The sequence below is a fragment of the Photobacterium sanguinicancri genome, assembly GCF_002265265.1.
GTDB lineage: Bacteria > Pseudomonadota > Gammaproteobacteria > Enterobacterales > Vibrionaceae > Photobacterium > Photobacterium sanguinicancri.
Genome location: NZ_NOIF01000062.1, coordinates 1 through 25,083 on the forward strand (window position 1 = coordinate 1; position 25,083 = coordinate 25,083).

Consider the following 25,083-nt stretch of genomic DNA (forward strand, 5'->3'; position numbering starts at 1 on the left):
AACCTAATGCTTGTTGAGAATTATTTTTTACTTTTTTTTGTATGACGTGCATAATCTGGAAGAATTTTTGACCAGTTTCTTAGAGAAACGAACATACTGGCGCTATACGAATGAAAATCCGCTTAAATAGCATTGTATACACACTGCTCATTGCTTTATTTTTTACTATTTTCCAAAATATTGCCGTTTGGGAACGCTTAGACATTATCTTTGAATCCCTGCCTGATGCGTCAATGGGGTTCAAGTTGTCTCTGCCTTTCTTTATCTTGGCGATAATGAATGTGGTATTCACCTTGTTCACATGGCCATACCTTCACCGCGCGGTGATTGGCTTGATCATTATTATTTCGTCAATGGCGACATTTGGTATGCACCAATACGGTGTTGTACTTGATTACGATATGATCGTAAATGTGATTGAAACCGATACCAATGAAGCGACCAGCTACATGTCAACATCGGTTGTATTGTGGTTTGTATCATTAGCGGTTATTCCACTTTTCATTATGAGTCGCATTGAAGTTAAATTTAATGGCGTAATTAAAGAAGTGATCTTCAAAACGCTAAGTATTGTTGGTTCAGTTGTCGTGGTTGCTCTGATTGCCTCTATGTACTACAAAGATTATGCATCGTTACTTCGTAATAATGCAGAAATCAAATCGACGCTTAATCCTACTAACTATATTACAGCTACGTTCCGTGTTGCGAAAACTCGTTTGTATGAAGCCAACTTACCATTTGTCCAAATTGGTACAGATGCGGTAAATCGCAATGCTGATAACGAGCAAAAAAATGTGTTAGTTGTGGTTGTAGGTGAAACGGCGCGTGCCATGAACTCATCGTTTAATGGTTATGAGAAAGAAACCAACGAATACCTAGCAAAGCAAGAGGGGGTGATTAACTTCCCGAATGTTAGCTCATGTGGTACTGCAACAGCTGTTTCTTTGCCATGTATGTTCTCGAATATGACCAAGTCATCTTACAGTGCTTCTACTGCTCGTCACCAGGAAGGGCTATTAGATGTGCTGGATCACGCGGGTGTGGATGTGCTTTGGAAGAACAACAACAGTGGTTGTAAAGGTGCTTGCGACCGCGTGCCGTATATTAATTCGAGCAAATCTAAAAGTGAGGAACTGTGTACAAGGGGAACCTGTTTTGACGGTGTTTTACTTGAAAACTTGGACGAAGAGATTACAGCCATCAAAAAGGACGGTGTGATTGTATTGCACCTGCTAGGTAGCCATGGTCCTACGTACTATAAACGTTACCCTGATGAGTTTAAAAAATTCACGCCAACCTGTGATACGGCTGAAATTCAGAATTGCTCCAAAGAAGAGTTAGTGAACACTTACGATAATACCTTGCTATATACGGATTACTTGTTGAGTGAAGTGATCAATACACTGAAAGCACAAGACGATAGCGTAAATACAGCCATGCTTTATGTGTCTGATCACGGTGAATCATTAGGTGAAAACGGTATCTACTTACATGGTCTACCGTACGCGATTGCCCCTGATTACCAAACGCATGTACCTATGGTTACTTGGATGTCTGATAGCTTCACCAAGAAGCATAAGTTAAATACTGAGTGTCTTCAGGAAATGGCGCAAGGCGAGTATTCACATGACAACTTCTTCCATTCAATCTTAGGTTTGATGGATATCGAAACAAGTGAATACAAACCAGCGCTAGACATGTTTGCGACATGTTCAAAATAATGCATCTTAATTTAGTTCTATATATAGGAAAATCTACATGAAACCTGGTGCTACCGGTATTAAACGCGTTATTGACGCGACGGGTTACTCCATGAAAGGCTTAAAGGCGGCTTGGCAACACGAAGCTGCTTTTCGTCAAGAAATCGTATTAATGGCATTGTTGACTGTCGTTACTTTTTTCTTACCTGTCACTAAATTAGAGCAAGTCGTGATGATTGGCTCATTATTCATCGTGGTGATTGTAGAACTTCTTAACTCAGCTGTTGAAGCGGTTGTTGACCGTGTAGGTTCGGAATTCCATGAGTTAAGTGGCCGAGCAAAAGACATTGGTTCAGCGGCTGTATTTGTGGCGTTGACACTGGTGACTGTTACTTGGGGTCTTATCCTATTTACTTAACTAGTTTGGCATTTTGCTTTAAGAAGCATGAATGTTAATAGATGAGTGTTAAAAAAATCCCTAGCTTTTGGCTAGGGATTTTTTATTTGTGCAAAGTAAACTGTCGTTAAACCTAGATTAAAAAACAGAGGACATGCCCGGTACTTGTGACTGCAACATCACCATGCCAAGGATGATGAGTGCCCCCCCTCCTAATGCTTGTACCACAGGACGAAGATCGGTTAATACTGACGTCGGTTTAGTCGTATTATGTTTAATATAAAAGTGAGCCAACTTCTTGCCTGTAATTGTCATCATTGCGAGGGTAGAGGTTGTCATTGCGGTTCCTAATGCCATCACGATAGCACTGACTATGCCAAGCCAATACATATCGACCATATTGGAAAACAGCAGCACCATAATGGCGCCAGTACATGGTCGGATACCAATGCTGGCAATGATACTGACAATTTCTTTTTTGGATGTTGTTTGGTTTACGCTATCGGCAGAAGCATGATGATGGCAGCAAGCCTGCATGCTTGGTACGTTAGTATCTTGCGCTTTATTAGTTAGCTGCATTCGCCATAAGGTGCGGAGACTGCGTGTTATTAGCGCAATACCCAAAGCAATTACGGCATAAAAACTCCAAGTGACAAAGGTGTCAGCGTGGGCGCTAATGTCGCGCATGGAGGTATGGTAAACAAAACGTAAAGTAGAAACGAGACTGATCGCGACAATGGCTTGCATTAATGCAGACAGTAACGTGATCCATAAGCTAATGGTTACTTTGGCGGGATGGGTCGCCACATAGGTCGAGACGATGACCTTGCCATGACCCGGCCCCAGAGAGTGTAAAATGCCATACAATAGACTAACACTCACTAAGCTGATGCTGGCCGAGAGTGGCTCCGTTTTCGCATCAAACAGCAATTCACTTAACGTGCTATAGAGGCTGCGTTGCCATTGCATACCGGATAGGAGCAGTGCTGGCCAAGCTTGCCACAAGATGTAGCCCACGATGCTAAACAAACTTAATACTGTGAGTAAGCCATAAATCGAAAAGAGCCAATGAGCGACTGAAGAGCGGGTTGATTGCATTTGACTGACCTTGATTAGAGCTTTGGTTGACAGACAATAGTGACTGTTTGAGTAAAAAGTTGACCTAATGCGTTATCAGGATCTGCATCGGCTGGCAACGACATAGCGTAACTCATTTGTTCAGCTGTCGGATTTGGTTTAATCACCCTCACTTGGCAGTGTTCTTTCAGCGGTTCAGCAAGGGTGATATCGCTGTTCGCTTTCCATGCCAGATCAACGTAATAGCTGGGTTCAAATACGCGTAACTCTAATGGCTTTTCAGGGAGCGGTTGAGGGGTAGCTAGAGGCAGCTCAAAACTTAAAGTGATTTTCATTCTATCTTGGCTTAACGACCCCCCAGGCGATACCTTATATTTGATCGGTTGCTCATTTTGGTAGAAGTACGTGAAGTAGTGTTCCTGCAATAGGTTTTCCATTACAGAATCAGCAATAGTTTGGAAAGTCGTGACTTTATTTTTTGCTGACGTATCTTCACCATCGAGCATATAGGCAGAAGTCATTGCATCAAACGTCCAATGCATTCTTAAGCCTGTTATATGGGTTGAGCTCCCTAATACTTCGGTTTGAATATCGACCCAAGAGTGAGGGTGTGCAATAGATACCGAAGGTATAATACATAATGCCCCGAGCAGTAGTATCGAAAAGCGTCGGCGGAGTTGAGTAAAAAAGGCTATATAAGTAGAAGGTAAAAGCAGCTTTGTCATGACACCATTTTCATCGAATTTGGTTTGATGTGGGATGTTACTTTATCACATTTTATCATCGACAGTACTTGGTGCCAAAAAGAAAAACGGAAGGCAAGCTTCCGTTTATGATTACCCTGTTTTAATACACTTGACTCACTTTTACAGAGTCAGTGTTGTTGGGTTTAAAGCTCTTTAGCTTGTACCCAAATGACAGCATCTTGAGACAGTTCTTTACCTTGGTATTCTGTATCAGGACCAGTGCCTAGACATGCAAAGCCCCAAGTGCCCGCTTTAGGGATACCAAACGTAAATACACCGTTATCATCGGTAAACGCTACAATAGCTGATGCAGGTGCTTCGCGGTAATTGGTTTTACCGAATGCATTCTTTTCTAGATTAATGTCAGTATTTACAAATTCGATTTCACATTCTGCACCTGCAACGGGTTTACCGTCGCTGATGACTTTACCGCTGAATGTGCCGCCCGCGAAAACTTGGTATGGTTTGTTTAATGGTAGGATTTCTGTTTTAAGACCAAGTGGTTCTTCCCAACCTGTCGGCATCGCCCCTTTATTCACGAAGCTTTTAGTGATCTGCTGAATGTAGACGTCTTCGTTTTTCTCGTAGTAAGGCGTTGGCACTACAGCAAAAATGTAGTCACCGTTACGCTGTACTTTTACGTCTGCTTGGTATGCTTTTGCTTTATTTTCAGGGCCCTGCCAGCTGATTTCTTTTAGTTTAGACATCAGGTCTGTGCGCTTGTCTTTGAATTGAACGAAGAATTCTAATGGTTTCTCCATATCCATCACATGGCCATTTTCCATTGGGTGTCCAAATACCAATTTCATGTCTAGCGTCGCAGGTTTAGCGAGTTGCATCTCTGGCGTGTATGCCATTTGAAAGTGAGCATGGCTTGCTGCTGAAAAAGAGAGAGTTGCTGCGCCAAGAAGGGCAAGAGTTGTTTTTTTCATGATCGTATTATCCTTATAGAGTGTCAGAGTTCGTTTTATTTCCAGAAATTATTCAACAATATTTTCGCTATCGATGGTGATGATGTGTCCAGGGCCCGCGTTAAATTCAACGTGATAACCCGACTTTGGCTTGTTGAATTCAAATTCACTGTCTTCATTCATTTTGCCTTTCACGACTAATTCATCACTGTCGTTAATTACTTTTACTTCTACCCCTGTTGCTGACGATCCATCTGAAAAGCCACCTTCGCAAAGTACCGTGCCATCACCAGAGTCATAGCATGAACATAGTGGCGTATGAGCAAGCGCAATTGTGGGGGTAAAAAGGACTGTGATAAGAGCTAATTGTTGAAAACGCATAGGGTATTCCTTCAGGTTATTTTTGTATCAGCCTCTCGCTGAATTGATGGCGCGACTTTAAATTAAGTCGCAGTTAAATTCTGCTTCATTCGACATAAAATTGATCGCGATCATCTTAATAATAACTATTGTTATTTGCAGTTGAGTTTGTTTATCAATATACGTAAATTCAGTAGATTATGCCTTACATCTCATATCGACTATTCAAATGAAACTTGATCAACTGCACCCTCATCAACACGCAATTATTCTTCAACATCATGCTGAAGGAGCAATAAGACAAAGGCTGATGGATCTTGGTCTTCTCCCTCAAACGCTAATTAAATTAGTTCGTTATGCGCCATTTGGTGACCCTATTCAAGTTAAGGTGGGGCGTGCAAGTGTGAGTTTACGTATTGCAGAAGCAAAAATGGTTTCAGTTGAGTTACTGGAAAATCGTGCTGAAAGTAAGGAGTAGCGAAATGACGATTTTATTGGCTGGACAACAAAATGCAGGCAAATCCACGCTTTTTAATATGCTCACAGGTGCGCGTCAGCATGTGGCAAATTACCCTGGAGTGACGGTTGATAAGAAGGTGGGCTTCTTTAAGGTTGGTAATGAAACCTGTGGTCTTGTTGACTTACCTGGCACCTATAGCTTATCGAGTTTTTCGCTTGAAGAGCGCGTCACACGGCAGGCTTTGAGTGACTTAAAACCAACAGCAGTGTTGAATGTGTTAGATGCAGTAAACCTTTCCCGTGGTTTGAACTTAACAATGCAATTGATTGAGCAATCTCAGCCTCTTGTTCTTGTTATTAATATGATGGATATTGCCCAATCGGAAGGTATCACCATTGATTCTGATTTGTTGTCGAAACGTCTTGGTTTACCTGTTATTGAGACAATAGGTAAGCAAGCGCGTGGAAAGCAGTTAATCGCCGATTCGATTTCAACAGCCACCGTTACTCAGCTACCGTATTCGTTACCTAAATTAACCCAGGCCCAGCAACAGTTAGTATTATTGTTGCAGTCTAATCAACACTACCTCGGCCAGCCGATAGAGTGGTTGGCGTTACGTTTATTAGAGCAAGACGCCGTAGTTGAAGGGCAACTTAAAGAAGCGTTGCCTACAGAGGAGTGGGAGAAAATATCGGTATGGTTGGAAGAGACTATTCCCAATCTGACAGCATTGCTTACCATGTCGGTGAGTGATTATGTGATGACGTGCCGGAATGGTTTCATTCAGCAGTTATTACAAGATGTTGTGCATGAAGCCACACCAGATAAAGAGACAAGAACAGAAAAAATTGATCGTTGGGTGCTGAACCGCTATATCGCGCCATGCGTATTATTAGCCACGGTATTTCTTATTTACCAACTATCAATTGTCTATGGCTATGAGCTGACCAACTACACTTGGCCTTATTTGGCTGCTACGCGCGAATTTATCGCTGGATTTTTACCTGCGGCTGGCTTTTTACATGATCCTTATGTGCGCTCTATGGGTCTATGGATCGTCGATTCGGCCAATACACTATTAAACTATGTACCTATTTTCTTGATCCTATTTGGTTTAATAGCCGCATTAGAAGATTCTGGCTACATGGCTCGAATCGCTTTTATCGTCGATAAAATTTTGCACAAATTTGGGCTGCATGGGCAGAGTACTTTACCGATGATTTTAAGTGGAGTGTTTGCTGGTGGCTGTGCTGTACCTGGTATCATGGCAACCAAAGGCATTCCCGATCACCGTGCACGGTTAGCCACTATTTTAACGGTGCCATTCATGAACTGTTTGGCGAAAGTCCCCCTGTATACCTTGTTAGTTAGTATTTTCTTTGTAGAACATAAAGCATTAATGATGTTCTATATTGCAACAATCACGATTATCGCGGCACTTTTAGTTGCCAAGTTACTGACGAAAACTGTATTGAGAGGGACAGAAACGGCCCCTTTCGTTATGGAATTACCGCGTTACCATATGCCAACATTGCGCAGTGTACTGACGCGTGCGTTTGAACGAACGTGGATTTATATCAAGAAGGTCGGCACCATAGTGATTGCAGTATCAGTGGTGATTTTCTGTTTGCTTCAATTCCCGGGTGTACCCAATAGTCAGCAACAAACGTTTGAGCAGCAAGCAACGGCAGCCATCGATCGTTTTTACACTAAGCTAAAAGGTAACCCGTACTTAGACAATGTCCCTGCCGCTGAACTATCAGCATTAGTGAATTATTACACTGACTTTAAGCGTGCGAAATTGAATGCCACTAGCCCGAGCGCGTCTAAATCGGTGAATGTGGCTTTCTCTGAACGTAATGCGTTGTTTTATCCTTTAGTTGTGCCTCCTAAAGGCGATAAAGCAGCGAAAAAAATCAGTCGAGAGCTTCGGAAGTTAGCATCATCACGTAAGAAAATTAGACGTAAGATGAAAGAGTTACGCTTAGAAACTTCCTTGTTAGGTCAGCTAGGTCGTTCAATGGAGCCAGTGACACAATTGGCAGGCTTTGATTGGAAGATCAATGTTGCCTTGCTGTCTTCTTTTGCTGCCCGTGAAAGCAGCGTTGCAACGTTGGGTGTGTTATTCCAGCAAGATGACGACAGTAATGACACACTTGAAGCCCGAATGAGTTCGGAAACCAAAGACAAAGGCAGTAGTGATTTGTCTGCGGTTGCAGTGATTTTGTTCTTTGCTTTATATCCACCATGTTTAGCAACGATGATCATGATCCGAGTGCAAACAGGTCAGTATCGTTGGATGTTACTCGCGATATTCTTGCCAACAGGTTTAGGCTTTTTGGTTGCAACAACCGCGTATACCCTTGGCAATTTATTTGCACTATCTGGTATTGCCATGATGTCTTGGATATATGGCACAAGCTTAGCTACTCTGTTGCTAGTGGCTTGCAGCGATACGTTAAAACGCTGGAAACAACGATGGTTGACGCCTCAACAGCTAAGGAATGAAAATGGGTAATTCCAGTTCTGCGCTTGTTACTGATGCCGCTAATCATTGGCAAGATATAGCACTGTTTGGTTTGATTGTGGCAGCGGCGGTTTATTATCTTTATCAGAAGCTTTGGAAAAAGAAAGGGGAGTGCGGAAGTTGTGATAGCTGTGCCAGTGCTTGCCCTTCAAAGCCGCGTGATAAAGAACGAAGTAAACGCTAGCAACCCAACCGTGTTAATACCAGTAACGACCGCCTTTAAAAGCGGTCGTTTTTATATTCGGCTTATTTTATTAAAGTGCACTGCCTACAATATGTAGTGCTAGCCACTCAGAAAGATCTTTTAGTACGTGTTCTTTCTCTGGCTCATTAAACAATTCATGATATAAGCCATCGTATTGTTTGAGTGTTTTATCTGTACTTGAAACGGCGTTAACCAAAAAATTCGCCCCTCGTGGGTTTACTAATCGATCTTCAGTTCCTTGTAATATAAGTAAGGGCAGATTAATCAGATGGGCATTTTGAGCCATATTGTCCATGGCCTGCTGTATTTGGCGGCTTAATCCTGCTGTTACATTACCTGAATGTACCAATGGGTCTTGTAGGTAACGTTCAATAACGCTGGGATCGCGGCTTATGCCTTTTATATCAAGCGCGACAGCAGGTAGGGCTGGTGCGATTGCTGCAATATATTTTCCCAGTTTAATTAGAAGCGGAGAAATTTGTGCTGGTGGTTGAATCGCCGGTGCAGAGAGAACCGCTCCGTTAACCTTGTTTTGATGCTGAAGAAGATAGGTAGAGGTGATTAAACCGCCCATGCTGTGCCCGATAAGGAAAAGAGGACAATCAGGGCGAGTCTCTTTTACCTGATCAACATAGCTATCAAGCGTATCAATGAACTCATCAAACTTGTCTATATAGACTCTTTTGCCTTCACTTTTCCCATGGCCCGTATGATCAAGACCATACACGGTAATGTTGTGAGGGAGTAAGGTTTGGATGAGGTTTTGATAACGCCCAGAATGCTCACCTAAGCCATGAACAACAATGACGATGGCTTGTGGTTGATTACCTTCAGCGTGCCACGATTGTGTAAAAATCTTATTTCCCGTGGCATTAGTGAAAAAGGCTTCGTGATGAGTCATTTAGCTATTCGCCTACATTGCTTAATTGAGAGCTGTCAGTATAAATGGACTTGTGTTGTCAGCAAAGAAGTGTTCGATTTAGGATGGTTTGAAGCGAAAATATCACACAGAATGTTTTGGTACTCAGCTAAACTTCTTGTTAATGAGATTCAGGTTAGGTTACTAAATATTGGAATGATAGCGGGTATCTAATAATAAGGCTTAGGTGCATATTGAAATGGTTTGTTATCGAATCTATAATGACAGTGTCAATGGATGACAAAGAAAATGAAGGAGCGATCGGAAAACTATTATGTAGGCTATGCAATGAGTACTTGGTTTTGGTTAGGTTATAGTGTTTTTTTTGTGTCTATTGTAGTGCTTGCTGTTATTGACCTTGAATCAGACTCTGGTTGTTTGAAAGGGAATAACTAATGTATTTAGTTAATCCACGCAAGATCTCTGTTACTTGATACCTGGAGGCTGGCAATAGATTGTTTGCTTCCTATTATTCCTTCTAAACTCTCTAAACTCTCTAAACTCTCTAAACTCTCTAAACTCTTCATCGAAAAGTGCTAGTCATTTTGTTACTTCCCAGTGTAACTCCTATCAAATATCTGTAATGTTCCCTCAGGGTATAAATTTAGGTCGATAAATACCGATTGATGAAAAAGTATTTATGCAAGATGTGATTTAGTTGACAGAATAGTAAATTACACACTGGTATGACAAGTATAGATTGATCTAAATCATACTGGAAAATCTTTATAGCACTACTATCTAGTATATCTATAAAGCAAACACCTTTCATATGCTTTGAAAATGTTTATGAGATGTAATAATGGTAAATATACTGTGTGTTGCATTGATAAGATAAGAATAGAACGGTTTTATTATTTAGATGGATTTGTAGTTGAAACATGAAGTACAAAATTAATGGATTTCTTTATTATGATGCCACGGATGCAACATTAAGTATTGATGATAATGGTACTTCGGATACACACCTTTCAATTACAGCAAATGCTTTACTCTATTTTTTACTACAGAATCCCGGGGTAATAACTCGTGATGAGATAATGCAGAAAGTATGGGATGATAATGGACTCACTTCATCCAATAGTAATCTAAACCAATACCTGAGCTTATTGCGTAAATCTTTTCGTAACTATCAAATTGAGAACGCTATCATCACCGTCGCGCGCGGTAGATTAGAGTTAAGCAAAGATTTAGTCATTGAAGTGATTGATGGTAATCAATTACACCCGTTGTTTATTAATCAGGAAGAGTCAGCACAAGAGCCGAATGAATCCGCTGAGGTGGCTGATAGCTCGACAGCGACAGCGACAGAGTTACCAGAGCAGACTGAAGAGCAAGAGCGTAACTGGATGATGGCAAGTGCAGTTTTGTTTACAGCGGCATTGGTTTTATTGTGGACGGCCATTATCTCTGAACGATCCATTAATATTGTGCAACTTAACCAAGTTTCAGATCAGGTTTGTGAATTGTTTTCTAATGAGAAAATGATAAATAGTGAGATGGGTAAAAGTTATAAACTAAGTTTCGATGCAGTACGCGAAAAGTTATCGCTTGAATGTAATGATGACCGGCGCTTTATTTTCTATTACAGCGATAAGTTTAAAAATAAAGGGCTAGGCCGAACTTTCATGGCGCAATGTGCAAAGAATGAAAATAACCCATATGCCTACTGCGATAATTACTTTTACTATTCTTGGAAATAAGCATGCATTCAAATAAAAGTGGTAAGATATTTTTCTTTTATGCGCTTATTCTTTTTCTGCTTTGTACTCTCCCTTTTTTAGCTAAAGTCATGCCTGAAAATAGTGGGGAGATGAAATGCACTGCTCGTGCCATTATGCATTTCGAGGATACCGAAACCGAAACTGTTAATGTTAACGTCCATTTCCATTTTGCTGTCGGAGGAAAAGGATCTATGGTGGTGGAAGGGTATTCAGATTCAAAAGCAGGTTGGTTATACCTTCAGCGGTACGTGAAATTTGAATATTATAGCCAGCGCGTTTCTGATCTTGAACGTATGTATAAAGTGAAAAGTTGGTCGTCGAGTAAATCATCTATCGATGAGGCACCCGATGTGATTTTTGACTACTTTATGCGTGAGATGTCTGACAGTAATCACGCACTCCAAATTCAGGTTAAACAGCTTAATCATGATACTGTGTTACTGAGCTCGATTAACTCTCCGTTGTTTGTGTGCGCGCTAACAGATTAGGCTCCATTGATTAAATGATCAGGCAATAACTCGTCGCTTTGTGCTTCGGGTTTTTCTGCATCAATACTTTATTGCTCTACAGTAATTGTGATTACTGTCCTACCCAGACCCACGCGTTATTTATCCCGTCAATTACCTGAACACCTACTTATCCTATTGGTATCAACGTTGATCCATACAAAATGGAAGGCCAGCTACTCGATGTTGTCATTGCAGTCGAAAAGGCTGCTATGCCTGCTTTTGATACCGAGAATGAAAGTCATCAATTATCTTCTTATTCTCTCTCCTATCGCTACTTCTGATGCTGTACCTATCCCCAGATGATGGCATTACCTTGTGCAATATATCTGCTCAACTTCACACTTATCATCCTTAACTGACTGACAAATAAGAATAATTTTCAATTGAATTCTCTGTGAAAACTAAATAGAGAATATGGTGTGCAAATGTTTTTACAGTATGTCGACAAAACCTAAAAAACAGGATTATTTGATAAACAAGGGTGTTAATTCCCAGTTATTGCAGAGTAATTAGCTAATTATCTTACATTTGAGGGGTAATCTGCCATTTTGTTTTTTGTGGGGATATAGTCATTTCGAGGTCGCTAATGGCTTGTTTTTATTGAATGACACAGCAAGCCTCCTGCTTTTCTAGCCACCTCCTAATAACAATATTTAATCTCAGTAACGGAGGAATCAAACATGGGTGACGCATTAGGTTTGATTGAAACAAAAGGTCTTGTGGCATGTGTTGAAGCTGCAGACGCAATGTGTAAAGCCGCGAATGTCGAACTGATTGGCTACGAAAACGTAGGTTCAGGTTTAGTGACTGCCATGGTCAAAGGTGATGTAGGTGCCGTAAAGGCAGCGGTTGATTCAGGTGTTGAATCTGCACAGCGCGTGGGTGAAGTCGTGACATCGTTAGTGATTGCACGCCCTCATAACGACATCGACAAGATTGTAATTAAGCATAAAGCCTAAGGCTAACAAGGAGTTTGTAATGAAAGACGCATTAGGTTTGATTGAAACTAAAGGTTTGGTCGCATGTATTGAAGCGGCAGATGCAATGTGTAAAGCAGCAAATGTTGATCTGATTGGCTACGAAAATGTGGGTTCAGGTTTAGTTACAGCGATGGTTCGCGGTGATGTAGGTGCGGTAAAAGCCGCGGTTGATTCAGGCGTTGAATCTGCACAGCGTGTTGGTGAAGTTGTAACTTCGCTAGTGATTGCTCGTCCACATACTGATATTGAGAAAATCGTTTCTCAATACACCATGACTGAATAAAAGGAATATCCGATGAGAGACTCATTAGGTCTTATTGAAACAAAAGGGTTAGTTCCAGCAATTGAAGCTGCCGATGCAATGTGTAAAGCCGCGAATATTGAACTTATCGGCTACGAAAATGTGGGCTCAGGTTTAGTGACTGTAATGGTAAAAGGTGATGTAGGCGCTGTGAACGCTGCGGTTGAGTCTGGCATCGAAGCCGCTCAGAAAGTTGGCACTGTGGTATCACACCGTGTGATTGCTCGCCCACATAACGACATCGAAAAAATTGCCTCTCAGCACCGAGCATGAGGATAGTCCTGCTGGCTGGGCGATGCCTCGCTAGCGGGAAGTAAGATGAAGGATTATGGTCATGATGTTAGATAAAGATTTGCAATCCATTCAAGCCGCTCGTGAGTTGGTGAAGAATGCGAAAAATGCTCAGCGTCAATTTGCGAAGTTCACACAAGAACAAGTTGATAAAATTGTTGCTCACATTGCTGCTGAAGCCGCGCGCCATGCAGAAACGTTAGCGAAGTCAGCTCACCAAGAAACAGGTTTTGGTCGCTGGCAAGACAAGGTACTTAAAAACCTATTTGCTTCAACCCAAGTACACCAACATATCCGTGATATGAAAACCGTGGGCATTATTGCTGACGATTCAGCGAAAAAGGTCATGGAAGTCGGTGTTCCACTTGGTGTGATTACAGCGTTAGTCCCGTCGACAAACCCAACGTCGACAATTTTCTACAAAACATTGATCGCTTTAAAAGCGGGTAATGCCATCATTTTCTCGCCACACCCGAATGCAAAAGTGTGTAGCCAGCAAGCAATTGATGTTGTTAAACGTGCAGCATTAGAAGCGGGCGCACCTGAAGGGATTGTCGACGGTGTAACGTTATTAACAATGCAAGCAACTGAAACGCTAATGAAGAGCAAAGATGTGTCTTTGATCTTAGCGACAGGTGGTGAAGGCATGGTGCGTGCAGCTTATGCTTCAGGTACGCCTACCATCAGTGGTGGCCCAGGTAATGGCCCTGCATTCATTGAGCGCAGTGCAAATATACCGCAAGCCGTCAAAGATATTATCACCAGTAAAACATTTGATAACGGTGTTATTTGTGCGTCAGAGCAATCCATTATTGCTGAGCGTTGCATTTATGACCAAGTTCATTTCGAGTTAGTTCGTCAAGGTGCTTACCTGATGAATGAACAAGAATCAGATCAACTTGCTGCAATCTTATTGCGTCCAAATGGCATGATCAATCCAGAGTTAGTTGGTCAGTGCGCTGTTACGTTAGCACAAAAAGCGGGCTTTATTGTGCCTGCTACAACAACGGTATTAGTGTCACCACAAACGACAGTATCGCCGAAAAACCCATACTCACGCGAAAAACTGTGTCCTGTACTTGGTCTGTATGTTGAAGAAAACTGGCACACAGCGTGCGAGCGAGTTTTAGCTTTGCTAACCAATGAAGGCATGGGTCATACCCTGGTTATTCATACTCAGAATCCTGACGTAGTACGCGAATTTGCATTAGAAAAACCTGTCTTCAGAATGCTAGTGAATACGCCAGCAGCCCTTGGTGGCATTGGAGCAACAACCAATATTACGCCAGCCCTGACATTGGGCTGTGGTGCACTTGGTGGTGGTTCTAGCTCCGATAACGTTGGCCCGATGAACTTATTGAATGTAAGAAAAGTCGGCTATGGCGTCCGTTCTATCGAAGATCTCCGTCAACCTGTTGCCGCACCTGCTCCTGCTTGTGATCCGACATTCAGTGCGTGCGTTGAACCAACTGCCGCTCCGACATCAGCTAAGCCTGTCAGTATTTTTGAAGATACACGCTTCACAGGTTCTGATGTAGCGCCAACGGTAGCCGTAATTCCTGCTGCTTCAAACTCCATTGCCTCTAATCAAGGTGACGATCGTTTTACAACCGCAGTAAGCCCTGCAAATGACGAGATAAATGAAGCGCAAGTTGAGCGCATTATTAAACAAGTCATGGGTCGTCTTGCGCCATAGCACTTAAACCAAGGTGGTAAGAATATGATTCTTGCAACAGTGACTGGACGTGTCGTCGCTACCCAGAAAAGTGATGAGCTACGTGGTTCCAATTTATTACTTGTAACAGCACTTGGCGATGATTTAGAGCCTGTGAAAGATCGTACTTATGTCGCGGTTGATTGTGTTGGCGCAGGTGTTAACGACCATGTGTTAGTTGAAGAGTACTTTGCGCTCCATAAGCAACAGTACAAGGCTATGTCGATTGTCGGCATCGTAGAAAAGATCCATCAAGGTCGATAGGGAAAGGCAGAAACATGAATGAATTTCAGATCAAGCCAGCCATTCAATTTGGTGCTAACGCACTGACTAAATTGCGCACTCTACAAGGTCAGCGTGCATTGATCATCACAGATCAAGCCATGGTTAAGTTTGGTATCGCAGAAATGGTTGGCCAGCATTTGCAAGCGAATCAGATGGTGGTTGATGTATTTGCTGATGTGACGCCCGATCCTGATTTGGCTGTGATTGCGAATGGTATGAAAGCGTTTGTTGCTGCAAAACCAGACGTTGTGGTTGCGGTCGGTGGAGGCTCTGTTATCGATGCGGCGAAAGGGGTGATTTATACCTTATCGCAAGGTGGTCAGTTACAGCACAAGCCGTACTTTGTCGCGATTCCTACAACCAGTGGCACTGGCTCTGAGGTGACAGCCTTTTCAGTGATTAAATCTAACACTGAAAAGTGGGTTGTCGTTGATGAATACATGCTACCAGACCTTGCCATTCTTGACCCTGCATTGGTGAAGTCAGTACCTGCTGCGATCACTGCTGATACCGGAATGGATGTTCTGTGTCATGCGCTGGAAGCCTACGTGTCTAACCAAGCTTCTGATTTTAGTGATGCACTGGCGGAAAAATCCGTTCAGCTAGTTTTTGCTCACCTGTTGGATTGTTACCTGCAAGGTAGCGACCTTCAAGCGCGTGAAAAAATGCACAACGCATCGTGTATTGCGGGTATGGCATTTACCAATGCTTCTTTGGGGATCACCCATAGTCTGGCGCATGCGCTTGGCGGTAAATTTGGTGTACCGCACGGCCGTGCCAATGCCTTATTAATGAGCCAGATAGTTGCTTTTAACGCTGACTTCACTGGGGCATGTGATACGCCTGCGGCGAAGAAATACGCACGACTCGCAGCAATGCTTGGTTTACCAGCTGCTGATTATCGTGAAGGTGTGCGTAGCTTATTAGTTGCCATAGATGTGTTACGTGAACAACTTGGGTTACCTACCAATATTCAAGCTTGTGGTATTGCAGAGCATGACTTTAACACCGCACTGACTGCGATGGTAACGCTGGCCGAACAAGACAACTGTACCCCAACCAGTCCGCGCTCCGCGAGCGCAATAGAACTGGAAACCTTGTATCGCCAGAGTTTTCTATCGGCATCGTTAACGTAACTGTCGTTATGTAAAAACGGTTACGCATTTATCCAATATTCGAATGGCCAGTATTGCTGGCCAAATTGAAACAAAATAGTAGGAGAGGCTAAAATGGCCAACTATTCTCTAACGCCGCGTGTAAAAATGCTGGCTGAAAAGTTACTTGCAAAAAACAGCTCTATTAATTCAGAACGTGCAACTATTTTAGCCTCTATTGGCGAAGACATTGCTGGCATGCAACCGCTGGTTAAAAAAGCACAACACTTCAGTCAACTAATGTCAGATCTACCGTTATACATCGGCCAAGATGAATTAATTGTAGGTAGTCAATCATCAGCATTACGTGGCGCTATTTTCCATACAGAAGAAGAGCTTAATAGCCCGTCGGTATTTGGATTCTTAAATAGCGATACAAGTAACACGCCAGATTACATGACAGTGATTAGCACCGGTCTTAAAGTGCTCGAGCAGCACATGGAATCTCGCCTTAAAAATATTGGTAGCGCGATCAGCCGTAATGGCATGGATGAAGTTAACCAAGGCAAAGCCATGTTGTTGGCTTGCAAAGGTGCCGATACCTTGACCCAACGTTTAGCCGCAGAATTAGATGCGAAAGCGAGCGCTGAAAGTCACCCATACCGTAAAGCTGAACTACAAGAAGCTGCAGCAACACTGCGTCATATTCTTGGCCAACCAGCGCGCACATTTAAAGAAGCGTGTCAGGCGTTCTACTTAATTCAACTGATGATGCACCTTGATAACGGCGGTTACGCTGTCGGCCATATTGGCTTCGATAAAGCGCTTTACGGTTACTACCAACGTGATATTAATGCGGGCGTGATCACCGCAGAACAAGCTTACGAAGTGGTTGAGTCTTTATGGCTGAAACTGGTTGAGCTTTCTGAAGTGCGTGCTGATGTTGCAACTGCTGGCTACCCAATGTTCGATTGGTTAGTGCAAGGCGGCCAGATGACAGATGGTCAACTGGTACAAAACGAACTTTCTACCATGTTACTTGCGGCACGTAATAATCTAGCAAGCTTGAACAATGCGCTACAAATGCGTTTATACCAAGCTGGCGCTGTTGCTGCGACGACGACAGAAGCATCGTGTTTTGCCGCTGCTGCAGAATGTGATGTGAAAGAAATGGAAGGGTTAACGCCACGTATGCAACGCTTACGTAGTAACTACCTAAAAGCACGTCCAAGCGTGTCTATCTACCGCGCTCAAGCATTTACCGAAGTGACCAAAAAACACCAAGGCCTACCGCTCATTTTATTGCGCGCTAAAGCTTTCCGTTTTGCGTGTGAAACGGCACCGCTACTTATTCAAGATGATGAACTTATTGTTGGTCATCCATGTGGCAAACCACGTGCTGGTGCATTCTCGCCAGATATCGCGTGGCGTTGGGTACGTGATGAGCTTGATACCATGAGCACGCGCGCACAAGACCCGTTTGAAATTTCAGAAGAAGACAAACGCGTTATTCGCGAAGAGATCGTTCCGTTCTGGGAAGGCCGCTCGCTTGATGAAATTTGTGAAGCGCAATACCGCGAAGCAGGGCTTTGGGACTTCAGTGGTGAAACCTTTGTCAGTGATTTGTCTTACCACCAAATTAACGGTGGTGGTGATACTTGCCCGGGTTACGACATTCTACTGTTCACAAAAGGTATGAACGGTATTAAAGCTGATGCGGAAGAAAAATTGGCATCGCTAAGTATGGAAAACCCAGACGACATCGACAAGATCTACTTCTATAAAGCATCGATTGAAACCTGTGACGGTGTGGTGGCTTATTCGCACCGTATCGCGGCGCATGCATTGGAATTAGCGGAAAAAGAAACGAACCCACAACGTCGTGCTGAGCTATTAACCATTGCTCAAACGAACGAAAACGTACCTGCAAATCCGCCTAAAACATTGCAAGAAGCACTGCAAAGCATCTGGACTATTGAGTCGCTATTTGAAGTGGAAGAAAACCAAACGGGTCTGTCACTTGGACGTTTAGACCAGTACTGCTACCCAATGTACCGTGCAGATATTGATTCAGGGCGCCTAACAGAAGATCAAGCGCTTGAAATGATGCAAGCTTTCATCATCAAGTGTGCTGAATTGATGTGGATGTCGAGCGAGCTAGGTGCGAAATACTTCGCGGGTTACCAGCCGTTTATCAACTTAACAGTGGGTGGTCAGAAGCGCCAAGGTGGCGATGCAACCAATGATCTTACGCTGATGATCATGGACGCAGTGCGCTATGTAAAAGTGTACCAACCGTCGCTGGCATGTCGTATCCACAACCAATCACCACAGCATTACCTAGAGAAAATTGTGGATGTGGTTAAAGCAGGCATGGGCTTCCCAGCCTGTCACTTCGATGACTCTCACATCAAGATGATGCTACGTAAAGGTTACGATTTTGAAGATGCACGCGATTACTGCTTAATGGGCTGTGTGGAACCGCAAAAATCGGGCCGTATTTACCAATGGACATCAACAGGTTACACCCAATGGCCGATTGCGATTGAGTTCGTTCTAAACCGAGGCCGTATGGTGTTATTTGATAGCTACCAAGGTCTTGATACGGGCGAATTAAACCAAATTCACTCTTTCGAACAATTCGAGCGAGCAGTGAAAGTACAGATTGCACACATCATCAAATTGTCTGCAATTGGTACTGTTATTAGCCAACGTGTACACCGCGATGTTGCACCTAAGCCACTGATGTCTTTGATGGTTGAAGGCTGTATGGAGCAAGGTAAAGATGTAGCGGCGGGTGGCGCGGTAATCAACCACGGCCCTGGTTTGATTTTCTCTGGTCTAGCGACCTATGTCGATTCAATGGCTGCTATTCGCAAGTTGGTCTTTGAAGATAAAAAATACACCTTAGATCAAATGCGTGATGCGATGCTGGCTAACTTCGAAGGCTTTGAAGAGCTTCGCCGCGACTGCTTAAACGCACCTAAATTCGGTAACGATGATAACTATGCCGATGAGTTTGCTCTGGATATTACCGAATGGACCGAACGCGAATGTCGCGATTACCAAATGCTGTATTCAACCATGAGTCACGGCACCTTATCTATCTCTAACAACACTCCAATTGGTGAGTTAACCAATGCAACGCCAAACGGACGTTTAGCATGGATGCCGCTATCGGATGGTATCAGCCCGACCCAAGGCGCTGATAAAAATGGTCCAACAGCCATCATTAAATCAGTCAGTAAAATGAACGTTGAAACCATGAATATCGGCATGGTGCACAACTTCAAATTCCTGAAAGGGCTACTTGATACCCCTGAAGGGAAAAACGGTCTGATCACCTTATTACGTACTGCATCAATTTTGGGTAACGGCCAAATGCAATTCAGCTACGTCGATAACGAAGTGTTGAAAAAAGCCCAACTTGAACCTGAAAAATACCGCGACTTGATTGTTCGTGTTGCAGGCTACAGCGCTTACTTCGTTGAACTTTGTAAAGAAGTTCAGGATGAAATCATCAGCCGTACGGTTTTAGAAAAATTCTAACCCAGCACTAAGGGGGTGAAAGCCCCCTTACATAAAACACCACTAAGCCTGAACAGTAGCAAATATGTGAAGGCAAATGCGCAAGCAAAGTGAGGAGAACAACAATGACTGGGGTAATTGAAGTGAGTAATGAAACCGAGTTGAAAGGCCGTATTTTTAATATTCAAAAATACTCTATTTATGACGGTGATGGGATCCGTACGCTGATTTTTTTCAAGGGCTGTAACTTACGTTGTGAGTGGTGTGCCAACCCTGAAGGATTAAGCAGTAAGTTTCAAGTGATGTTTAGCCACGATAAATGTATTGCCTGTGGTAAATGTGCCGACGTTTGCCCTGCTGGCGTTCACCTAATGTCGACGGATGCTGATGGCAACGCGGTTCACTCCATTAATCGAAATGTTGATTGTATTGGCTGCCGTAAATGTGAAGACGTTTGTATGGGCAACGCATTAGACATTATGGGCAAAGACGTCACCGTGCCAGAGCTGATGGAAATCGTCATGCAAGATTATGATTTTTACATGTCTTCTGGTGGTGGTGTCACTCTTGGTGGCGGCGAGCTGAGCTTACAAACAGATTTTGCAGCAGCGCTACTTACTGAATGTAAAAAGCAGATGATCAATACCGCCATTGAAACGCAGGGGACAACCAGCCTTGCCAATTACGAAAAGTTAGCTAAATGCACTGATTTGTTTTTGTTTGATATCAAGCAAATCGACACTAACCAGCATCGCGAGCTACTAGGCATAGGTAATGAAGGCGTAAAACGTAACCTTGAACGCCTTGTTGAGCTTGGCGCCAATATTGTGATTCGTATGCCACTGATCCGAGGCCATAACGATTCGTACGACTCGATCACTGGTGCATTTGAATACGTGATGGAGCTAGCCAAACGCGGTAACGGCAATATCCAGCGAATTGATGTTCTACCTTACCACCAGTTTGGTAAAACCAAGTACGACAAGCTCGACATGATTTATCCCATCACCCAAGACCTTGGTTATAGCGATGAAGAGCTGAACCAATTGAGTGACTTTTTCACCAAATTTGATTTCGACATTCGCTTAGTTCGACATTAAGGAGAAATGATGACGATAAGTCTTGGAGTGATAGAAACCGTTGGCTTCACTGCTGCCATTCATGCTGCGGATGCTGCATGTAAAGCAGCAGGCGTGAGCTTAGCGGGGTACCGAAAAGCGGGTTCTGGATTGGTTTCCGTTTACTTTGAAGGTGAAATCAGTGCAGTAAAAGCAGCGGTGGATAGTGGTCTTAATGCTATTCGTGAGCAGTCTGCAAGCAACATGGCGTTAGTGATGGCACGGCCAGATAGCAGTGTGCTCGCTATGTTGGCGAGAGGTCCTATTTTACATGCTGTGGCCGATGAATCCGAACGGAAAGTACCGGTTGAAGAAACCGTAATACAGACTTCGATAGAAGAAGAGGTAATACCTGAACTGACGTCAATGAATGAGGCTGTGCAAGCAGAATCAATCAAGGCGAATGATGGTGAAAATAAAACAATTGCAACGAATTCGTTATCAGACTCTCAACCTGCTGAGACGTCGGAGCCAGCGGTTCCAACAGCAATGGAGCAACAACCTGCAATAGCCAAAGAAACCCAAGAAGAGACACCCGTAACCAATGAGCCGAAACGTAAGCCCGCGTCATCGCGTCGCAAACGAGTAAGCGCAACAAAATCGCAGGGAAGCAAAAAATGATTAATACGGCATTAATGAATCAAATTCAGCTGCGCCTACCTGCTTCACAAGCGTGGGTACAAGCCGTGTCGTCGGATACCCCTGTTGGTATTCCAACTGGGGTATCAAACCGCCATGTACACCTTTCGCAACCTGATATTGAAGCACTGTTTGGTGCAGGTTATCAACTAACCCCGCTAAAGGAACTGCGTCAACCTGGCCAATTTGCAGCCCAAGAGTGCGTCATGGTTGTTGGTCCTAAAGGCAGTCTAAGTAAAGTGCGTGTATTAGGTCCAGCAAGGGCAGAAACACAACTCGAAGTATCTAAGGCTGATTGCTATGCCTTAGGCATTAAAGCCCCAGTTCGAGAGTCTGGAGATTTATATCAATCTGCTGATGCATTGCTAGTGGGCACTGCTGGGCATGCCAATCTGCAATCAAAAGTTATCTGTGCGCAACGTCATATTCATATGTCACCGCAAGATGCTTTGGTACTAGGGGTTGAGCATGGTCAAAAAGTACGCGTCAGTGCTGGGCAGCAATGTGGGTTGGTATTTGAACAAGTGGTTGTTCGAGTCGATAGCCGTTACGCACTTGAGTTTCATATCGACACGGATGAAGCCAATGCCGCAGGTATTCGTTCAGGCGACGCAGTTTATCTCGTGAGTTAACGGAGTAAAGCATGAGTGAGCAAGGTTTTAACGACAGCACTATTAACACCATCGTTGAACAAGTACTCGCGAAAATGGGTAAGCCAACATTAATTGTGCTGACTGCAGCCAATGGTTATCACCATGAAATAGCGAATCAATTGGCTACATGGCAAGGGATACATTGGCATATTTTGGCGAGCCAAAACTCAAACCAGCACCTTAAAAATGAACTGATGGCAGTCCAGCACCTTGGTACTCAAGCCCACTGGGATGGCACAAATCCATCAGAGTGGCTTAACCAATATGAGCAAATACTGTTTCCTTATTTGGATTTTGCCACCCTTGGTGAAGTCAGTAACGGGATGTATTTAAGCCCCGCGGCAGTCTTGTTTCAGTATGCGCTGATGAAAGGCATGCCAACGTACGTATTGGATTATCAGTGTGATTTAACCAGCGAGCTTAATCAATTACTCGGACTGTCGACTAATGCCGTTATGTGCGAGAGAGCAAAACAACAACTCGTAACCATAACAACATTAGGCGCTAAAAGCGGGTCGTTAACTGACATAAAAGCGGTAATGCAAGAGACGAAAACACAAGGCATGGCGTTAAATAAGCCAGAAACACCGAGTGTATCTACAGCTGATCCGCTATCAGGATATATCACCCTTAATGAGGTGAAAAGCAAAGGAGTGAATGCCTACACGTTGCAAGATAATTTAACGGATCTTGCCGCGGAATACATAAAAGAACAACAACAGTGAGTGTGACAATTTTATCCAATCGTAAGACAAAATTTAATTTAAGCTAGGAGCTGAAAATGTCTGAATCTGTAAAAAAATGGTTGTGGATGGTACTGGTTATTGCATCTGAAACCTCGGCAACATCAACCCTAAAAATGTTTGATACCAGTGTTGGTTTCACTAAAACGGCATTACTAGCGGTTATCGTTCTTCTTTACATCGTTTGTTATTACTCTCTGTCGCAAGCAGTGAAATACTTACCGGTAGGTTTAGCGTATGCGACATGGTCTGGTACTGGGATCTTATTAGTATCAACCTTGGGTATGGTGTTCTACGGTCAACACCCTGATATGGCTGCAATGATAGGAATGACGATCATTGCCAGCGGCATCATCATCATGAACCTGTTCTCAAAAATGGGTGAAGAAGAAGCCGAAGAAGTGGAAGTAAAAACAACAATTAAAGAGGGAGAAGTACAATGTTAAATGCAGGCGTATTATGGTTAGCCTTGTCTATCTGTTCTGAAATTACAGGTACCTCGTTCATAAAAAAAACCAATAACTTCCGTAAGCTTGGCCCGTCAATCCTTGTGATTAGTGCTTACAGTATTTGTTACTTTGCACTGACAAAAGCAATGGGTTATATCCCCGTTGGTATTGCTTACTCTTTATGGTGTGGTTTCGGTATTGTTGGTGTAACGCTTTGTTCTATGGTGCTATATAAACAAAAACCTGATCTTCCCGCGATTATCGCAATGGGCTTGATTATCACTGGTGGCATTACCATGAATATGTTCTCACAAATGTAATCATCCTGTGGTTGAATTTGTATTTAAAGCCGGCGAATAGTCGGCTTTGTTGTATCGGTAACTTATTGTTTTACTTGCTACAAAGTAATGTGATTTATGCTGTGGTAGAGTGGCGCTACTCATAAAAGAATAACAGGCCAAAACCAATGAAAGGGATGATGATATTACTGGGTGCGCTTTGTATCAGTGCTTCTGCCCAAGCATTTGAGAGTAAAACGATTTCTACAGGTACGAAAACGAAGGTGCAAATTGATGTGCCAAACGTCGGAAAGCGGGTGTGCTTTTATGATGATAAAGCTTATTCGTTAGGCGCTGTCATTAGCGTTGAGAAGATATTACTGGAGTGCTTGCCAGAAAAGTCGTTTGAACAAAATGGAGCACTAAGTTGGCACAAAGTCGGTGTTTAATAGCTGCAGATTGGCTTTATTGCTTTAAACGAAAGAGCAGTGGCGATAGACCACTGCTATTACAATAAATTTGTTTGATTCTAGCGTACCATGCGGCCTGAATTAGGTGCTAGTTTACCAGTCCCACCTTGGTGGTGAGTCGCTGTTACACCCATCTCATTCATTAGCAGTTCTTTCATTGCTGCAGCTTCACGACTGTTGGTTGGTTTCCAGCTCGAAATCACTTTTGCCTTGTTAGTTTTCATAAATGCATCCCTTCTTAAATTAAACCTGGTATAAATGTAATGCGTCATAATGCATACTCTGGTTTAGATTTTATACAAAGCTGAGATAATTTCCAGTATTTAATTCGCATAGCGAATTTGAGCTTTTATGCGAAGGGGGAGGCTTAAGCTGGGTTTTTATTCGAATGCAGTGATTTATTTTGCGTGGCTAACCAAGGTTAGTAGATAAGTAATGTATCAGTGGTGAAAAAATAATCAGGTGCTGAATGTGATAAACCGTTAAGCACCTGATTAGTTATCCATTCCTATTAAGAATGTTATCAGTCTCTTGATTACTTAGCGATAGAGCGGCTACGTAATTCAAAGATAAGCTTTTCAGCACTGCATTCAAACTCGATACGAGCTGTTAGCTGTTGACTATCTTCTGTGATTTCATTTGTTTCGTGCTTGAAATTTGCATTCACTTCTTTAGCCAATGCTAAATAGTTATTTAATTCAGCAAGTAGTGCTGTTTTGCCATTCGCAAAAATCTGCACTTCAGCAACATCATCATTTTCTTTAATGATAAATCCCATTTCAGCTGAAACGCCACAAGCTTCACAGGCTTGATGTTCTAAATCTTGGTTTGACATGACTTTAATCCCCATTGGTTTTATGGGCATAGTGTAATGTCTTGGCAGGTTGAGTGCTATGGAATATTGATGAAAAATAGGATTGTAAAAGTTGAATATTCATCCATTCATGTTCATAGAGCGAAAAAAAGAGCCTGATAACAGGCTCAAATGACCTAAGTAAAATAATA

General features: G+C 42.9%; 28 protein-coding genes. 21 read left to right on the forward strand and 7 right to left on the reverse strand.

Annotated features, from left to right (window positions below):
• The first annotated feature begins 110 nt into the window (after positions 1 to 110).
• Positions 111 to 1,721: a phosphoethanolamine transferase EptA gene (gene eptA, locus ASV53_RS11185; RefSeq protein ID WP_094957152.1), complete on the forward strand. Its 1,611-nt coding sequence runs from the start codon at positions 111 to 113 to the stop codon at positions 1,719 to 1,721.
• A gap of 37 nt (positions 1,722 to 1,758) precedes the next feature.
• The gene (locus ASV53_RS11190) at positions 1,759 to 2,118 is read left to right on the forward strand and encodes a diacylglycerol kinase (protein WP_062691389.1); all 360 of its coding nucleotides are present in this window, start codon (positions 1,759 to 1,761) and stop codon (positions 2,116 to 2,118) included.
• A gap of 117 nt (positions 2,119 to 2,235) precedes the next feature.
• Here the strand turns inward: ASV53_RS11190 and ASV53_RS11195 are convergent, their stop codons facing one another.
• The 4 genes from ASV53_RS11195 to ASV53_RS11210 all read right to left on the reverse strand — a co-directional run bounded on the left by ASV53_RS11195 (position 2,236) and on the right by ASV53_RS11210 (position 5,212).
• Positions 2,236 to 3,195 (reverse strand): nickel/cobalt transporter, encoded by a 960-nt coding sequence (locus ASV53_RS11195; protein ID WP_094957153.1) that lies wholly within the window; start codon positions 3,193 to 3,195, stop codon positions 2,236 to 2,238.
• 14 nt (positions 3,196 to 3,209) lie between these two features.
• The gene (locus tag ASV53_RS11200; RefSeq protein WP_094957154.1) at positions 3,210 to 3,899 is read right to left on the reverse strand and encodes a DUF1007 family protein; all 690 of its coding nucleotides are present in this window, start codon (positions 3,897 to 3,899) and stop codon (positions 3,210 to 3,212) included.
• A 164-nt stretch (positions 3,900 to 4,063) separates the two neighbouring features.
• On the reverse strand, positions 4,064 to 4,852 hold the full coding sequence (locus tag ASV53_RS11205; RefSeq protein WP_062691382.1) for a DUF4198 domain-containing protein: 789 nt from the start codon (positions 4,850 to 4,852) through the stop codon (positions 4,064 to 4,066).
• Between the two features lie 48 nt (positions 4,853 to 4,900).
• On the reverse strand, positions 4,901 to 5,212 hold the full coding sequence (locus ASV53_RS11210; RefSeq protein ID WP_062691380.1) for a hypothetical protein: 312 nt from the start codon (positions 5,210 to 5,212) through the stop codon (positions 4,901 to 4,903).
• Positions 5,213 to 5,420: 208 nt separating this feature from the next.
• Here ASV53_RS11210 and ASV53_RS11215 point away from each other — a divergent pair, with 208 nt between their 5' ends.
• The 3 genes from ASV53_RS11215 to ASV53_RS11225 are packed head-to-tail and all read left to right on the forward strand — an operon-like array spanning position 5,421 to position 8,362.
• The gene (locus tag ASV53_RS11215; protein ID WP_094957155.1) at positions 5,421 to 5,669 is read left to right on the forward strand and encodes a FeoA family protein; all 249 of its coding nucleotides are present in this window, start codon (positions 5,421 to 5,423) and stop codon (positions 5,667 to 5,669) included.
• 4 nt (positions 5,670 to 5,673) lie between these two features.
• A complete protein-coding gene (gene feoB, locus ASV53_RS11220; protein WP_094957156.1) occupies positions 5,674 to 8,169 on the forward strand; it encodes a ferrous iron transport protein B in 2,496 nt (831 codons plus the stop codon).
• Positions 8,162 to 8,362 carry a FeoB-associated Cys-rich membrane protein gene (locus ASV53_RS11225; RefSeq protein WP_141226240.1) on the forward strand — a complete coding sequence of 67 codons (201 nt, stop codon included), beginning with the start codon at positions 8,162 to 8,164 and terminating at the stop codon, positions 8,360 to 8,362. Before feoB ends, ASV53_RS11225 begins: the two co-directional genes overlap by 8 nt.
• 70 nt (positions 8,363 to 8,432) lie before the next feature.
• Here the strand turns inward: ASV53_RS11225 and ASV53_RS11230 are convergent, their stop codons facing one another.
• Positions 8,433 to 9,284, reverse strand: a complete 852-nt coding sequence (locus tag ASV53_RS11230) for an alpha/beta hydrolase (RefSeq protein WP_094957158.1) — start codon at positions 9,282 to 9,284, stop codon at positions 8,433 to 8,435.
• Between the two features lie 899 nt (positions 9,285 to 10,183).
• Here ASV53_RS11230 and ASV53_RS11240 point away from each other — a divergent pair.
• The 16 genes from ASV53_RS11240 to ASV53_RS11315 all read left to right on the forward strand — a co-directional run bounded on the left by ASV53_RS11240 (position 10,184) and on the right by ASV53_RS11315 (position 24,057).
• Positions 10,184 to 11,005, forward strand: coding sequence for a winged helix-turn-helix domain-containing protein (locus ASV53_RS11240; protein ID WP_094957160.1), 822 nt, complete (start codon positions 10,184 to 10,186; stop codon positions 11,003 to 11,005).
• Positions 11,006 to 11,007: 2 nt separating this feature from the next.
• On the forward strand, positions 11,008 to 11,514 hold the full coding sequence (locus ASV53_RS11245; RefSeq protein WP_062691372.1) for a FidL-like protein: 507 nt from the start codon (positions 11,008 to 11,010) through the stop codon (positions 11,512 to 11,514).
• 701 nt (positions 11,515 to 12,215) lie between these two features.
• Positions 12,216 to 12,494, forward strand: a complete 279-nt coding sequence (locus ASV53_RS11250) for a BMC domain-containing protein (protein WP_048899356.1) — start codon at positions 12,216 to 12,218, stop codon at positions 12,492 to 12,494.
• A gap of 19 nt (positions 12,495 to 12,513) precedes the next feature.
• Entirely contained in the window at positions 12,514 to 12,798 is a 285-nt protein-coding gene (locus ASV53_RS11255; RefSeq protein WP_062689453.1) for a BMC domain-containing protein, read from the forward strand.
• A gap of 12 nt (positions 12,799 to 12,810) precedes the next feature.
• The gene (locus ASV53_RS11260; protein WP_062689455.1) at positions 12,811 to 13,089 is read left to right on the forward strand and encodes a BMC domain-containing protein; all 279 of its coding nucleotides are present in this window, start codon (positions 12,811 to 12,813) and stop codon (positions 13,087 to 13,089) included.
• A gap of 61 nt (positions 13,090 to 13,150) precedes the next feature.
• Positions 13,151 to 14,803, forward strand: a complete 1,653-nt coding sequence (locus ASV53_RS11265; RefSeq protein WP_094957161.1) for an acetaldehyde dehydrogenase (acetylating) — start codon at positions 13,151 to 13,153, stop codon at positions 14,801 to 14,803.
• 24 nt (positions 14,804 to 14,827) lie between these two features.
• Entirely contained in the window at positions 14,828 to 15,085 is a 258-nt protein-coding gene (locus tag ASV53_RS11270) for a EutN/CcmL family microcompartment protein (protein ID WP_094957162.1), read from the forward strand.
• A gap of 14 nt (positions 15,086 to 15,099) precedes the next feature.
• A complete protein-coding gene (locus tag ASV53_RS11275; protein WP_094957163.1) occupies positions 15,100 to 16,242 on the forward strand; it encodes a 1-propanol dehydrogenase PduQ in 1,143 nt (380 codons plus the stop codon).
• Positions 16,243 to 16,335: 93 nt separating this feature from the next.
• A complete protein-coding gene (gene cutC / locus ASV53_RS11280) occupies positions 16,336 to 19,749 on the forward strand; it encodes a choline trimethylamine-lyase (RefSeq protein WP_094957164.1) in 3,414 nt (1,137 codons plus the stop codon).
• Positions 19,750 to 19,853: 104 nt separating this feature from the next.
• Positions 19,854 to 20,828 carry a choline TMA-lyase-activating enzyme gene (gene cutD / locus ASV53_RS11285; protein WP_062689465.1) on the forward strand — a complete coding sequence of 325 codons (975 nt, stop codon included), beginning with the start codon at positions 19,854 to 19,856 and terminating at the stop codon, positions 20,826 to 20,828.
• A 6-nt stretch (positions 20,829 to 20,834) separates the two neighbouring features.
• Positions 20,835 to 21,467, forward strand: a complete 633-nt coding sequence (locus ASV53_RS11290) for a BMC domain-containing protein (RefSeq protein WP_205049198.1) — start codon at positions 20,835 to 20,837, stop codon at positions 21,465 to 21,467.
• The gene (locus ASV53_RS11295) at positions 21,464 to 22,117 is read left to right on the forward strand and encodes a phosphate propanoyltransferase (RefSeq protein WP_062689468.1); all 654 of its coding nucleotides are present in this window, start codon (positions 21,464 to 21,466) and stop codon (positions 22,115 to 22,117) included. Before ASV53_RS11290 ends, ASV53_RS11295 begins: the two co-directional genes overlap by 4 nt.
• A gap of 11 nt (positions 22,118 to 22,128) precedes the next feature.
• Positions 22,129 to 22,863 (forward strand): hypothetical protein, encoded by a 735-nt coding sequence (locus tag ASV53_RS11300; protein WP_094957166.1) that lies wholly within the window; start codon positions 22,129 to 22,131, stop codon positions 22,861 to 22,863.
• 56 nt (positions 22,864 to 22,919) lie between these two features.
• The gene (locus ASV53_RS11305) at positions 22,920 to 23,327 is read left to right on the forward strand and encodes a DMT family transporter (protein ID WP_094957167.1); all 408 of its coding nucleotides are present in this window, start codon (positions 22,920 to 22,922) and stop codon (positions 23,325 to 23,327) included.
• Positions 23,321 to 23,650, forward strand: coding sequence for a DMT family transporter (locus tag ASV53_RS11310; RefSeq protein ID WP_062689475.1), 330 nt, complete (start codon positions 23,321 to 23,323; stop codon positions 23,648 to 23,650). The genes ASV53_RS11305 and ASV53_RS11310 overlap by 7 nt, the downstream gene beginning before the upstream one ends.
• 155 nt (positions 23,651 to 23,805) lie before the next feature.
• A complete protein-coding gene (locus ASV53_RS11315; RefSeq protein WP_239928784.1) occupies positions 23,806 to 24,057 on the forward strand; it encodes a DUF1496 domain-containing protein in 252 nt (83 codons plus the stop codon).
• A gap of 80 nt (positions 24,058 to 24,137) precedes the next feature.
• Here the strand turns inward: ASV53_RS11315 and ASV53_RS25445 are convergent, their stop codons facing one another.
• Positions 24,138 to 24,302 (reverse strand): hypothetical protein, encoded by a 165-nt coding sequence (locus ASV53_RS25445; protein ID WP_164488546.1) that lies wholly within the window; start codon positions 24,300 to 24,302, stop codon positions 24,138 to 24,140.
• 311 nt (positions 24,303 to 24,613) lie between these two features.
• On the reverse strand, positions 24,614 to 24,913 hold the full coding sequence (locus ASV53_RS11320; RefSeq protein ID WP_062689478.1) for a DUF406 family protein: 300 nt from the start codon (positions 24,911 to 24,913) through the stop codon (positions 24,614 to 24,616).
• Positions 24,914 to 25,083 lie beyond the last annotated feature (170 nt).